At 45.9% G+C, this 11,742-nt stretch carries 15 protein-coding genes; 8 read left to right on the forward strand and 7 right to left on the reverse strand.

Annotation, left to right across the window (positions count from 1 at the left end; genetic code table 11):
* Window positions 1–2: 2 nt before the first annotated feature.
* Complete coding sequence (gene trmB / locus NKE59_RS01255) at window positions 3–812, forward strand: tRNA (guanosine(46)-N7)-methyltransferase TrmB (RefSeq protein ID WP_353439073.1); 810 nt, start codon at window positions 3–5, stop codon at window positions 810–812.
* 4 nt (window positions 813–816) lie between these two features.
* On the opposite strand, the gene NKE59_RS01260 is transcribed toward trmB, so the two are convergent.
* Entirely contained in the window at window positions 817–2,307 is a 1,491-nt protein-coding gene (locus tag NKE59_RS01260) for an NAD-dependent succinate-semialdehyde dehydrogenase (RefSeq protein ID WP_353439074.1), read from the reverse strand.
* Window positions 2,308–2,820: 513 nt separating this feature from the next.
* Here NKE59_RS01260 and NKE59_RS01265 point away from each other — a divergent pair.
* Entirely contained in the window at window positions 2,821–3,651 is an 831-nt protein-coding gene (locus NKE59_RS01265) for a lytic transglycosylase domain-containing protein (RefSeq protein ID WP_353439075.1), read from the forward strand.
* Between the two features lie 32 nt (window positions 3,652–3,683).
* Here the strand turns inward: NKE59_RS01265 and nusB are convergent, their stop codons facing one another.
* Genes nusB through ribBA form a run of 3 tightly spaced genes read right to left on the reverse strand, consistent with a single transcriptional unit; the run spans window position 3,684 to window position 5,852 of the window.
* Entirely contained in the window at window positions 3,684–4,172 is a 489-nt protein-coding gene (gene nusB / locus NKE59_RS01270) for a transcription antitermination factor NusB (RefSeq protein ID WP_353439076.1), read from the reverse strand.
* A gap of 4 nt (window positions 4,173–4,176) precedes the next feature.
* Window positions 4,177–4,662 (reverse strand): 6,7-dimethyl-8-ribityllumazine synthase, encoded by a 486-nt coding sequence (gene ribH, locus NKE59_RS01275; RefSeq protein ID WP_353439078.1) that lies wholly within the window; start codon window positions 4,660–4,662, stop codon window positions 4,177–4,179.
* Window positions 4,659–5,852 (reverse strand): bifunctional 3,4-dihydroxy-2-butanone-4-phosphate synthase/GTP cyclohydrolase II, encoded by a 1,194-nt coding sequence (ribBA, locus tag NKE59_RS01280; protein ID WP_353439079.1) that lies wholly within the window; start codon window positions 5,850–5,852, stop codon window positions 4,659–4,661. Before ribBA ends, ribH begins: the two co-directional genes overlap by 4 nt.
* Window positions 5,853–5,965: 113 nt before the next feature.
* Here ribBA and NKE59_RS01285 point away from each other — a divergent pair, with 113 nt between their 5' ends.
* The 6 genes from NKE59_RS01285 to NKE59_RS01310 are packed head-to-tail and all read left to right on the forward strand — an operon-like array spanning window position 5,966 to window position 9,693.
* Window positions 5,966–6,241 (forward strand): hypothetical protein, encoded by a 276-nt coding sequence (locus NKE59_RS01285; protein WP_353439081.1) that lies wholly within the window; start codon window positions 5,966–5,968, stop codon window positions 6,239–6,241.
* Entirely contained in the window at window positions 6,238–6,870 is a 633-nt protein-coding gene (locus NKE59_RS01290) for a hypothetical protein (RefSeq protein ID WP_353439082.1), read from the forward strand. Before NKE59_RS01285 ends, NKE59_RS01290 begins: the two co-directional genes overlap by 4 nt.
* 10 nt (window positions 6,871–6,880) lie before the next feature.
* Window positions 6,881–7,306: a hypothetical protein gene (locus NKE59_RS01295; protein WP_353439083.1), complete on the forward strand. Its 426-nt coding sequence runs from the start codon at window positions 6,881–6,883 to the stop codon at window positions 7,304–7,306.
* Complete coding sequence (locus NKE59_RS01300) at window positions 7,299–7,886, forward strand: GspH/FimT family pseudopilin (RefSeq protein ID WP_353439084.1); 588 nt, start codon at window positions 7,299–7,301, stop codon at window positions 7,884–7,886. The genes NKE59_RS01295 and NKE59_RS01300 overlap by 8 nt, the downstream gene beginning before the upstream one ends.
* A gap of 39 nt (window positions 7,887–7,925) precedes the next feature.
* Window positions 7,926–9,059: a bifunctional diaminohydroxyphosphoribosylaminopyrimidine deaminase/5-amino-6-(5-phosphoribosylamino)uracil reductase RibD gene (gene ribD / locus NKE59_RS01305; protein ID WP_353439085.1), complete on the forward strand. Its 1,134-nt coding sequence runs from the start codon at window positions 7,926–7,928 to the stop codon at window positions 9,057–9,059.
* A 19-nt stretch (window positions 9,060–9,078) separates the two neighbouring features.
* Window positions 9,079–9,693: a riboflavin synthase gene (locus NKE59_RS01310; RefSeq protein WP_353439086.1), complete on the forward strand. Its 615-nt coding sequence runs from the start codon at window positions 9,079–9,081 to the stop codon at window positions 9,691–9,693.
* A 7-nt stretch (window positions 9,694–9,700) separates the two neighbouring features.
* On the opposite strand, the gene queC is transcribed toward NKE59_RS01310, so the two are convergent.
* Genes queC through pal form a run of 3 tightly spaced genes read right to left on the reverse strand, consistent with a single transcriptional unit; the run spans window position 9,701 to window position 11,738 of the window.
* Window positions 9,701–10,465: a 7-cyano-7-deazaguanine synthase QueC gene (gene queC / locus NKE59_RS01315; protein ID WP_353439087.1), complete on the reverse strand. Its 765-nt coding sequence runs from the start codon at window positions 10,463–10,465 to the stop codon at window positions 9,701–9,703.
* Window positions 10,466–10,496: 31 nt separating this feature from the next.
* Window positions 10,497–11,210: a tol-pal system protein YbgF gene (gene ybgF / locus NKE59_RS01320; RefSeq protein WP_353439089.1), complete on the reverse strand. Its 714-nt coding sequence runs from the start codon at window positions 11,208–11,210 to the stop codon at window positions 10,497–10,499.
* Between the two features lie 18 nt (window positions 11,211–11,228).
* Complete coding sequence (gene pal, locus NKE59_RS01325; RefSeq protein ID WP_353439090.1) at window positions 11,229–11,738, reverse strand: peptidoglycan-associated lipoprotein Pal; 510 nt, start codon at window positions 11,736–11,738, stop codon at window positions 11,229–11,231.
* Window positions 11,739–11,742 lie beyond the last annotated feature (4 nt).

Below are 11,742 nucleotides of genomic sequence, written 5' to 3' on the forward strand. Positions count from 1 at the left end.
TAATGGAAAAAACCAAAGCCATCGATGGGCGGATTCGCAAGATCCGCTCCTTTGTTCGAAGGGCTGGAAGAACTACTAATGCTCAATCTAGGGCAATGAATGAGTTAGCTCCTCAATTTCTGCTTCCTTTTGATAGTAAGTTATTTGATTGGTCTATTTTTGATTCATTGTCCAGCCCAGATCAAAATCAATTCCCGCAGCGTATTCTTGAGATTGGCTTTGGGATGGGCGAATCCACAGCTCATATTGCTCAGGTTCGGCCCCAAGACGTATTTTTAGGCATTGAGGTACATGAGCCTGGCGTAGGTGCATTGCTTAAGAAAATTGGCGAGTTGCAGTTAAGCAATCTCCGCCTGATTCAGTACGATGCTGTCGAGGTGTTGGAGCACATGATTGCTAGAGAGTCTTTGGATGGCGTGCATATATTCTTTCCGGATCCTTGGTATAAGAAGCGACATCATAAGCGTCGCTTAATTCAAGAAGACTTTATTACTCTTTTGGCGTCACGTCTTAAAAGTGGTGGGTATATTCATTTGGCAACAGATTGGCATCACTATGCCGAGCAAATGTTACTAGTTCTAAATCAACACCCTAAGCTCGAAAATAGCTCTAAGCAGTTGGTGTTACTAGAAGCAATAGAACTAAGCAATGCCAAGCAAGAAATCGGCGGAATAGTATTTAGCCACGAGCACTTAGCCAAGCCACACGCTGGCTATGTGGAGCGGCCCGCTTATCGACCCATCACTAAGTTTGAGAATCGTGGCCTTAAGTTAGGCCACGGGGTTTGGGATTTACTCTATCAAAAGAGATAACTCTTTATAGCCCAATACAAACGTATTTCATTTCGAGGTACTCATCAATGCCCCAAGAGCTTCCCTCCCGACCTAGACCGGATTGTTTTACTCCACCAAATGGGGCGACTTCGTTTGAGATCAGACCGGTATTAACACCCACCATCCCAAATTCAAGGGCTTCAGCGATCTTCCAAATACGACCAATATCCCTGCTATAGAAGTAAGAAGCCAATCCGAATTGACTGCTATTCGCTAGTTTCACGACATCCTCATCGCTCTCAAAAGGAATAACTGGAGCCACCGGTCCAAACGTTTCTTCCACGGTGATGAGCATCGAGCTATTAACACCTGCTAGTACGGTAGGCTCATAGTAGGTGCCACCTAGACTGGAGCGCTTTCCTCCAATGACGAGACGCGCTCCTTTGCTGAGTGCATCGGCCACATGCCGTTCTACTTTCTCAATGGCCTGTTGATCAATCAGAGGGCCTTGCGAGATCCCTTGTTCAAGACCATTACCAATCTTGATCGATTTAGTAGCAGTCGCCAGCTTTTCCACAAAAATATCATGGACCTTTTTATGAACATAGAAACGGTTGGCGCATACACAGGTTTGGCCTGCATTGCGATATTTAGAGACCATTGCACCCGCCACCGCAGCATCAATATCAGCATCGTCAAACACAATAAATGGCGCGTGACCACCTAACTCTAGAGCTAGTTTCTTGATCGTAGGCGCAGATTGGGCCATTAAGATGCGACCGACCTCGGTTGATCCAGTAAACGAAAGGTGGCGCACGATGGGGGATTCGCAAAGCACCTTACCGACCGCAATGGATTCTTCTGAGTCTGCGGTCACGATATTAATCACCCCATCGGGAACCCCGGCCTGTTGGGCTAGGTAGGCAATTGCCAAGGCTGATAGGGGGGTTTGCTCAGCAGGTTTAATCACGATCGTGCAACCTGCTGCCATGGCTGGCGCAATTTTGCGAGTGATCATGGCAATTGGAAAGTTCCAGGGAGTAATGGCCACACAAACCCCAATCGCTTGTTTAAGGACGATGGTGCGTTTATCGCCCCAGGTGCTTGAGGGTATGGCCCCCATTACGCGTTTGGCTTCCTCAGCAAACCATTCCACAAAAGAGGCCCCGTATACAACCTCTCCTTTAGCCTCCACCAGAGGCTTGCCCTGTTCCAATGTCATCAGGGTTGCTAGATCATCGGCGTTAGCCAAAATTAATTCAAACCATTTACGCATAATCCCAGCGCGCTCTTTGGCAACTTTGCCCCGCCATGCGGGCAGGGCTATATCAGCGGCTTGGATCGCCTCATGGGCATCGGCAGTGTTGAGGTTGGCTACTAATGCCAGGTTTTGGCCCGTCGCAGGGTTGCGAACCAGGAAGCGCTGGTTGGCTGATGCCTTAATCCACTGCCCATTGATCAGGGCATCTTGCCTAAATAGGGCGGGATTTTTAAGAAGCGTGGCGGGGTTAGCAATCGATTCTGGGGCGTTCATGGCTAGGCGGTCTCGTTGAGTAATTATGGATAAGTTTTCAAGTGTAATACCTTGGCTTTCAAGGACAGAGAACTCATTTCATCCAAATCGATTGCAATCTGAAAGTCCCAATTACCTATTAATTTATTGTTCTCTGTATAGCTAATATAAAAACATAAGCAATACTAGCGGTAGTAGGTAAGATAGAATTGACATCCTATAGGTAGTTTTAAATAGACATTTTTTCTTTCAAATTATGAAAATAACTCCGGCAATTTGGTGTTTTTCATGATGAGGAATAAGTGATGACTAACCACTCTAAGCTTATGAATTAAATGAATATTAAATTTATAGCACTGCATCATATTAGGGTTTTAACTGATTACTGCGTATAAAAGTAATAAAAATACACTTCTTTATGCTTGACAGGTTATATAGGGATTCCTAAGATGCCACATGTTTAATAAATGTTGCGTTGCAATATAACTAGATATCCAAACAGATATTTCTTTGTAAAGCAGTGTGATCCTGAGAATGAACCAATATATTTTTGACAAGTTGAAAGTTCTAGATCTTCACAAGATGGATCTTTTGGCGGCCTTACAGCGATGGGGTCAATCGATGCTTGCCTTGCTAGTGGCCGCTGTTTTGGCTGTCTGGCTGATTGGGCCTAAAACCGGTGCCGGGCTCTTTGATCTAGCCCACTATTTAGTACCAGCCGAGGCGCGGGCATTAATCTTAGGTACTGATAGTGCAGAAATACTAACTGCTGATGAGTCCGCCAGCCAACTCAAGCTATGGAATTCTGCTGGGCGTGATATTCCTTCGATCGCTAGTCAGGCTGCTTTAATTCCGACTCACTTAGTCGATCACTCCGCTATGGACAGGGGTATTTTGCGAACAGAGGCTGAGAGAAAGGCAGTTGCATCCCATTTAGCTAAGAAGTTTCAGTTATCTCCAGAAGATACGGCTCACTATGTTGCGCAAGCGATTGCTGTCGGCAAGGAAGTCAACCTAGACCCTACCTTAATCTTGGCAGTGATGGCCACCGAATCAAGCTTTAACCCCCGGGCAGAGAGTCGGGCTGGCGCACAAGGCCTAATGCAAGTTCGCACCCACGTTCATCAAGAGAAATTTGAGCCCTATGGCGGCCCTCTGGCGGCATTTATACCGGAGGCGAATATACGCGTAGGCGCCTTGATCCTAAAGGCCTGTATCGCAAAGGCTGGATCTTTAGAAGCGGGTCTTAAGAACTACCTTGGGGCACCAAATGCTGCTAGTGGAATCAATACCTACACTGGTAAAGTATTTTCTGAGCGGGAAGAATTACGCAGTATTGCTCGGCGCTTTAGCAATAACGTTTAATACAGAATGGTAAAAGATTTTGTTATTCTGATTTAGCTGCTTGTTTCAGCATGTCGTAGTTTTTGGGCGAGTTGATCAAGAACGCCATTCACATATTTGTGGCCATCCGTTCCCCCAAAGGTTTTGGTTAGCTCAACAGCTTCATTGATGGCTACTTTGTAGGGGACTGACAGGTCCGCTGCGAGTTCATAGGCACCAATTAAGAGGGCAGCATGCTCCACAGGAGAAAGCTCAGCAATGGGCCGATCGAGCTCTGGGGTAATGAGAGCATCCAGTTCTTGACTGCGATTCATGACCCCTTTGAAGATACTTGAGAACAAATCCTGTTGGCATTTCTGAAAAGCAGGATCTTCACTCAATTGCTTGGTAACAGAACTAATCGCCAAGGGAAGATCATTCAGCTCCCCAGCTATTTTAAGAACCAAGCATTGATAGACGCCCTGAAGTGCGTATTCGCGCGCACGACGGCGAGGTGTGAGTGAGCGCTTGTGCGCCCCAGTATTTGCTGTTTTATTACTCAAGCAATCACTCCGACTCAATTTCAATATCAGGAGTAAGTGCTAGAGCAAGGTTTGCCATTTCAACAGCAGCTCTGGCACAATCGCGCCCTTTCTCACTCGTGCGAGCAGTCGCTTGCTCGTCGGTATCGCATGTAAGAATGCCATTCGCAATCGGCACACCGGCATCTAGGCTAATGCGTGTAATACCACTAGCAGACTCGTTAGAAACTAACTCAAAGTGATAGGTTTCCCCACGAATTACCGCGCCTAAGGCGATGAAGGCATCAAACTCATCTGTTTTTACGAGTTGAGAAAGAGCAAAGGGTATCTCTAGAGCGCCAGGAACGGTAACAAGTTGTATATCGGTATGGGAAACACCCAAGGCAAGCAATTCATTAATGCATGATTCTGACAGGGCTTGGCAGTGCTCTTCATTAAACCGCGCCTGCACAATAGCAATCCGTAGATCCTGTCCGTCTAAGTCTGCCTCAAAAACATCGATGTCGTTCATGGATGGCCCCTTTTAGATGAATTGGCAGAGTAGGGAATGTTCCCAGTAATTTCAAGTTTATAGCCAGATAGACTTGGTACACGAGCAGAATTAGCCAAGAGGCACATTTTTTGAACTTGCAAATCTTTGAGGATCTGAGCACCAATACCGTAACTCCGAAAGTCGGTCTTTCGTTCAATGCTAGATTTAGTGTTGACACTTGACGCCTTATTGTTGACATCTGTAGCTTGTTGGCACAGCTTATCAAATTGATGTAGCCACTTCAATTCAGAGGGTGCTGCAATTCCAGCAGCATTGAGAAGTACGGCAACCCCGCTTGTAGATTGAGCAATTGCCTCTAGTGCCTTACTGAGAGGCCAGGAGTGCGTGGAGCTCTCGGTGTCCAGAAGATCCAAAATGGTGACTGGCTCGTGCACACGAACTAAGACCTCTTGATGAGGCTGAGGTTGTCCTTTAATCAGTGCTAGGTGCAAACAGTTGCTCGGTTTGTCACGATAGACCACTCCCTGAAATTTACCCCAAGGGCTCATAAACTCGCGCTCGGATTCGCGCACCACAATACTCTCTGTTTGACTGCGATACTGAATCAGGTCGGCAATGGTACCAATCTTGAGTTGATGCGCTTTTGCAAACTCTAGGAGATCAGGCAGGCGCGCCATATTACCGTCATCTTTCATGATTTCACAAATGACTGCGGTCGGAGAGCAACCAGCAAGACTGGCTAGATCACACCCTGCTTCAGTATGACCGGACCGAATTAAAACACCGCCCGGTTGAGCCATCAAGGGAAATACATGCCCTGGCTGAACTAAATCATTGGGCTTAGCATTTGGCGCTACAGCCGCCTGAATTGTGCGGGCGCGATCAGCTGCAGAGATACCCGTGGTCACGCCGGAGGCTGCCTCAATCGAGACGGTAAAGTTGGTCCCAAGGGCAGTGCTGTTTTCACGAACCATTAAAGGGAGATTAAGTTGCTGACAACGCTCTTTACTTAAGGTTAAACAAATTAAGCCCCGTCCGTGCTTGGCCATGAAGTTAATTGCTTCTGCATTGACATGATCAGCAGCGAGCACTAGATCCCCTTCATTTTCACGATCCTCCTCATCGACCAAGATAATCATCTTGCCGGCGCGTAGCTCGGCAACGATTTCTTGAACAGGACTAATGGCAACAGATTGAGGGTTTGGCATATCAGCTTAGATTCTAAATAGATCGTCATTTTAAGCCCTTAGGCTGCTTTGTAGGGGAATACAACAGAACGATCCGTAAAGCCTGATTTTGGAGTGCCATTCACTAAAGCAGAATGAATGGGAACATTCAATTTCTTCAAATCAGACAAATCAGTGATGTCGGTATGCAAAAGTTCAGTAACTGTAATGAAAAAGGCTTTGTGTTTTTAGAGCTTTTAATTGCCATGACTATCCTGGCAGGTAGCATCACAGCTTTGCACGGAATCTATGGAAATTTAGTAGTTAAGCAAATTAAGCTACAGAAAGCACAAGCTTCTTTGATCGAAAGGGCCAATCAATCAGAAACTTGGATTGCTCGAGAGCGTTTAAAGCAGGCGCCGCCACAATGACACTTCTATCATGCATTACCGCCTTAACTCTCAGCGCAGTGGTTATCTACTCACCGCTTAAATTACTGAGCGATGTATTGCTGAAACAAGCCGAGATTGAGGAGGATATCCTTTTAAACCAGAATATGAATCGTGCCATGGAGTTATTGATGAGGGCTATTCGTGAAGCAGGATATCGCTCTAACCAGAATAGTAAAAATGAGAATGATATTCAGATTAAGCAAGGTGGTTTATTTCGCGGATCGGATGCAATCGAGTTGATGCAAGATCTGCCCAAGCATATAGCATACGACTGTATGGGAAACGTTCTTTCTAAGGAACGCACTCGTCATCGCAAATCGTATCAACACTTCTACCTCGAGCGAAGCCGTAATGATCCACGTAGCGCCATTCTGATTTGTCAGAGTCTAGATCGTCAAGGGCGTTTACATCAAGCAGAGCTTCTCAATCAGGTGCAATATCTTCAAATACATTGGGTCAATCCTCATGCAGTTGATATCAGTAGCGTGACTCCTAAAGTAGCCTCTGGATTGATCAAAATCAGTCTTGGGGTAGAGCGTAAATCACAGGCAGGTAAGGGAAACACCTTGATCGAGCAAGTCCGTCTTGTTGCTCCACGACATATATGAAAGCGCCCTAATGATATTGCTATGGGTGATGAGTATTTTGATGTATCTAACATGGGCAATCACTCAGCTTGAGCAGTATTTAGTATTGGAGCTCAAAACGATCGCTGTCTACCAGGGTCATTTGGAGGATTTTCAGAAGACTGAGCGTGTATTACTGGCTTGTGAACAAAGTCTCCTCGAACCTGTTTCACTAGAGACCTCCCAATTAAAAATAACTTACTCTCAATCACCGGCTAAGGGCACTCCAATGCCATGCATGATCGAGGCCAGCGGTCTTGTTGAACCAAGAAAAGGATCGAGCAAAAATGTAATCCAAAACCCAAAGCGCCTTTATCACGTTAGGGTAGGGGATCGCATTCGTATGGAAAGTACGATAGTTGTGGATCATCTAGCTGGAACGTTGACACGACTCAATTGGCAACAACTCTATGATTAACAGGGACAAAGAAAAAATATCTATCAAGTCTATATCCCAGCAAAGCGGCTTTACTCTAATGGAGTTATTAGCAGTGATCACCTTATTAAGTTTGATGCTTTTTTTGGGTCTACCGCTTATACAATCCCAATACTATGGGCATGAGTTGGAGCATACAGCGAGGCAGTTTATTCGGCACGCTCAATTTGCTCGGCAACATGCTTTATATAGCGGGACACATACCGTAATTCATCCGCGAGAAGAGGGCGAGGATGGATGGGGTCTTGGCTGGCAAATCAAGGTCTTAACGCCATACTCTGCTGATGAGATGGCTAATTCCATATTGGTTCAGTATGATTTACCTGCTTCTATTCAAATTGATTCGCATCGTTTTCGAGATCCGCATTCCAAGGTGATGCAAATCATCTTCAATCCAGCTGGTGCGGCTAAGACCCAGCATGGGGGCTTTGTAGCCAACCGCTTAATCGTCTCCCATGCAAAGGCCAGCCACTTACAGCGCCACATTATTTTGGCAGCTAGCGGCCGATGGCGTATCTGTGATCCAAATACTCCAGCTTCTAAAAAAGATGCCTCATGTTGACCATGTAGGTAGATTGTCTAAATCGGGTTTAATAGAGGGATGGCTCAATTTAGTCCCTTTGATCAACAAATGATGTCCCTTGCTTTACAAGAGGCAAGGAAGGCTTTGTATCTCTCTAATCCTAATCCACGCGTAGGTTGTGTGATTTGTAAAGGAGACAAAATCTTAGGACAAGGTTTTACGCAACGCGTTGGAGGTAATCATGCTGAGATTGAGGCAATTGCCAACGCACGTCATCTAGGCGCTAGTGACTCTGATTTACAGGGAAGCGCTGTATATGTTAGCTTAGAACCATGCTCACATAAAGGTAGGACACCACCTTGCTGTGATGCTCTAGAAAGGATTGGTCCTGCGCGAGTAGTCATTGCAATGCAAGATCCAAATCCAAAGGTCTCCGGACAAGGGGTGGCACGTTTAGTTCAATTGGGCATTACCGTCCATTGCGGGCTTTTGGAACAAGAAGCTACTTCGCTCAATCTTGGGTTTGTGAAGCGCATGACCCAAGGCTTGCCCTATGTGCGCATGAAGATCGCAGCGAGCCTTGATGGAAGAACGGCATTATTGAATAGACAAAGTCAGTGGATTACAGGAGCTGCAGCCCGTGCCGACGGACATCATTGGCGTGCCCAAGCTTGCGCTATTTTGTCGGGCGGTGGGACTGTACGAGAGGACGATCCTCAATTAACAGTGCGTGATGTTGTAACCCAGCGACAACCTCTACGAGTAATTGTGGATTCTCACTTAGAGACACCCCTAAATGCAAAGGTATTAAACGATGCAAACGTATTACTGGTGTGCGCCAACCCTGAGCCCAAGCATTTGCGTGCGATGCAGGATGCACTAAAAGAGAAGGGGATTCCTATCCTAGAGCTTCCTAACCCCAAGGGTAAGGTAGATCTACCAAAATTATTTTCGTATTTAGCCAAAGAGTATGAGATCAATGAAGTTCATGTTGAGGCTGGTTTTAAATTAAATGGCTCACTGGTTCGAGAGAGTTGCGTGGATGAACTATTAATCTATCAGGCCCCCTGCTTTTTGGGGGATGGACTGGGTATGGCCAATATCGCCAGTCTTAATCAACTATCCGATCGTCAAGATTGGACGATTATTGATCACAGATTGATTGGCGGTGATCTACGTATTCGGGCTGTACCGAATAAAGCAAAGAAGTAAACACTGCTATAGTTTCTCTATGTTTACTGGAATCATTACCGCCATTGGTGAGATCACCAAGATTGCATCTAAAGGGGACGGCTTTCATCTAGAAATCTCAACACCAGCCACCTATCTCGATGATGTGGTGATTGGTGACAGCATTGCGATTCAGGGCGCCTGTATGACCGTTACCGGTTTAAGAGGCACTCTGTTTGAGTGCGATGTTTCTCAAGAATCAATTAGTAAGACCGCGGGCCTTGATAAACCCTCTAAGGTCAACCTAGAAAAAGCCCTTCGCTTTAATGATCGCCTAGGGGGGCATTTAGTGAGCGGTCACGTCGATGGGGTTGGCAAAGTTTCTGAATTCAAGCCAGTAGACAATGATCCCTATGCCTCTTGGAAGCTCGTCATTTTGGCTTCAAAATCGCTTGCCCCCTATCTTGCTTATAAGGGCTCTGTAGTGGTCAACGGCGTATCGTTAACGGTCAATCAAGCTGGATCAAAAGATCTACCCGAGTGCCCAATTGAGATCAATATCATCCCGCATACGCTTGCGCAAACTACTTTGGGGCAACTAAAAGTGGGCGATGCTGTGAACTTAGAGATTGATCTGATCGCGCGCTATGTAGCGCGTATGTTGGGTAAAGATTAAATAAAGTCTAGATACTGATTTGGTAGCGGGTGGGATCGGAAACGCCTGCCTCTGCAAATCCAGCTTTACGAAGTTGGCAAGACTCGCAAATACCACACGCCTCACCCTGACTATTGGCTTGATAACAAGATACCGTCTGACTGTAGTTAACACTCATCCCAGCGCCCAACTGAATGATTTGTGCCTTACTTAATTGAATAATTGGGGCATGGATACGAAAGCAATTTTCTGGATCGAGCGACTCAACCCCGGCTTTAGTAGCTAGATTCGCCATTGATTCAAATGAGCGAACATATTCAGGCCGACAGTCTGGATAGCCAGAGTAATCGACAGCATTGGCCCCATAAAAGATATCTAAACTTGAAATTGACTCAGCCCACGCCAGTGCCAGCGATAGCATGATGGTGTTGCGCGCAGGTACATAGGTAATCGGAATACTTGGCTTCTTATCACCCAAGATAGCTTGATCCTTACTTGTTGGAATATGCAAGGAATGATCTGTGAGCGCAGAGCCACCAAACCGCGGAAGATCTAAATGAATAATCTCATGTTGCAAAACCCCGATGGCATGAGCAATTTGTTTAGCAGCCTCTAGTTCTGAGGAGTGTTTTTGTCCGTAATTGATGGAAAGGGCGTAGCAGCGATAACCCAGCTGTTTCGCAAGGGTGAGGATTGTCGTGGAATCGAGTCCACCAGAAAATAAGACAACAGCTGGAGCATTTTGGGTTCGTGGTTTGCTTAGATGAAAAGCAGAGGTAGGAGATTGATTCACGGATAAAACTACAATCGATTACAACTCTAGTTTATTTAATGCTTGCCAAGATAGGCTTCGCTTCTTTTGCAGCATCAGAATCTGGATATTTAGTAATTAGATCCGTTAACAACTTCTTGGCTACAGCCTTTTTACCAGACTCCAGATTAGCGTTTGCCATAGTAAGAATGGCTGCTGGCACGCGCTGATGCCCTGGGTAGCGAGTAATCAGACTTTGTAATTGAGTGATGGCTGCGTTGTAATCTTTTAGGACGTATTTGGTATTGCCGGACCAATAGAGCGCCAGAGGAAGATAAGGACTCGATGGATATTTGCGAATAAAGGTCGTGAAATCACTGTCAGCTTTTTTACCTTGGCCTGCCTGAAAGGATTTGAGGGCGTCATCGTAGGCTGTCTTTTCTCCAGCCTGAACAATGCCAGTCACCCCTTCCACCTCGACAGTTTGTGGTTCTAGGCGCGCAAGGCGCGCATCAAGGTCTTGATAATAGGTCTTTTGATTGCTACTTAGATCATCACTTTGTTTTTGTAGGGTCTCAATTTGACCGCGCAATTGTGCATTCTCGGATTTGAGTTTATCGATCTGATTTTGGAGGTCCAAGATAGCAGCCTGTGATGCGCTAACAGATTTACGTAACTCGAGAATTGCTTTACGTGCTTCATCATCTGAAAATAGTGCCCATGTATTTTGTGAAAGCAGTAATAGCGCTCCGAACACATACGGGGCAGGTTTAAATCTAAAAATCACGATGATTACTAGCCTCTATTACTTGGTGAGGTAGATGATATCGGCACGGCGGTTTTCTGCCCAAGCCGCCTCGTTGTTACCTTCAGCCTTTGGCTTTTCTTTACCAAGACTAACCGCTTCTATTTGACCATCAGGCACACCGAGAGCAGCAAACGCTCTCCGAACTGCATCGGAGCGACGTTGACCTAGAGCAAGGTTGTACTCAGCAGTACCGCGATCATCCGTATTTCCTTGGATCATGATTTTTTGTTGAGGATTTTGTTTGAGGAAGGCTGCTCCTGCTTGCAGCATATTTTGATACTGAGGTTTGATGGTGTACTCATCAAAGTCAAAATAAATACTGCGTTGGAATAGGGGGCTCTTAGGATCATTCCAAGGCTGAGAAGCAAAGTTACTACTGTCGCTACCGCCGGCTTTGACGGTACTTAGATCATCCAACTTAACACCTGATGAGCAGGCGCTCAAGAAGCTTACTGCACTAAGAATACCGGCAAGGGCTAAACGACGCTGGGGTGATGTGGTTTTCATATGC

Origin of the sequence: Polynucleobacter sp. UK-FUSCHL-C3, from assembly GCF_040409815.1 — a bacterium.
Taxonomy (GTDB): Bacteria; Pseudomonadota; Gammaproteobacteria; order Burkholderiales; family Burkholderiaceae; genus Polynucleobacter.

Excerpts from the sequence above, each read along its gene's own strand:
- NKE59_RS01265 (WP_353439075.1), top strand. The coding sequence starts at position 2,821 with ATGAACCAATATATTTTTGACAAGTTGAAAGTTCTAGATCTTCACAAG.
- NKE59_RS01290 (WP_353439082.1), top strand. The coding sequence starts at position 6,238 with ATGACACTTCTATCATGCATTACCGCCTTAACTCTCAGCGCAGTGGTT.
- NKE59_RS01300 (WP_353439084.1), top strand. The coding sequence starts at position 7,299 with ATGATTAACAGGGACAAAGAAAAAATATCTATCAAGTCTATATCCCAG.
- NKE59_RS01285 (WP_353439081.1), top strand. The coding sequence starts at position 5,966 with ATGAATGGGAACATTCAATTTCTTCAAATCAGACAAATCAGTGATGTC.
- ribH (WP_353439078.1), bottom strand. The coding sequence starts at position 4,662 with ATGAACGACATCGATGTTTTTGAGGCAGACTTAGACGGACAGGATCTA.
- NKE59_RS01310 (WP_353439086.1), top strand. The coding sequence starts at position 9,079 with ATGTTTACTGGAATCATTACCGCCATTGGTGAGATCACCAAGATTGCA.
- trmB (WP_353439073.1), top strand. The coding sequence starts at position 3 with ATGGAAAAAACCAAAGCCATCGATGGGCGGATTCGCAAGATCCGCTCC.
- NKE59_RS01260 (WP_353439074.1), bottom strand. The coding sequence starts at position 2,307 with ATGAACGCCCCAGAATCGATTGCTAACCCCGCCACGCTTCTTAAAAAT.
- ribBA (WP_353439079.1), bottom strand. The coding sequence starts at position 5,852 with ATGCCAAACCCTCAATCTGTTGCCATTAGTCCTGTTCAAGAAATCGTT.
- ribD (WP_353439085.1), top strand. The coding sequence starts at position 7,926 with ATGGCTCAATTTAGTCCCTTTGATCAACAAATGATGTCCCTTGCTTTA.
- NKE59_RS01295 (WP_353439083.1), top strand. The coding sequence starts at position 6,881 with ATGATATTGCTATGGGTGATGAGTATTTTGATGTATCTAACATGGGCA.
- pal (WP_353439090.1), bottom strand. The coding sequence starts at position 11,738 with ATGAAAACCACATCACCCCAGCGTCGTTTAGCCCTTGCCGGTATTCTT.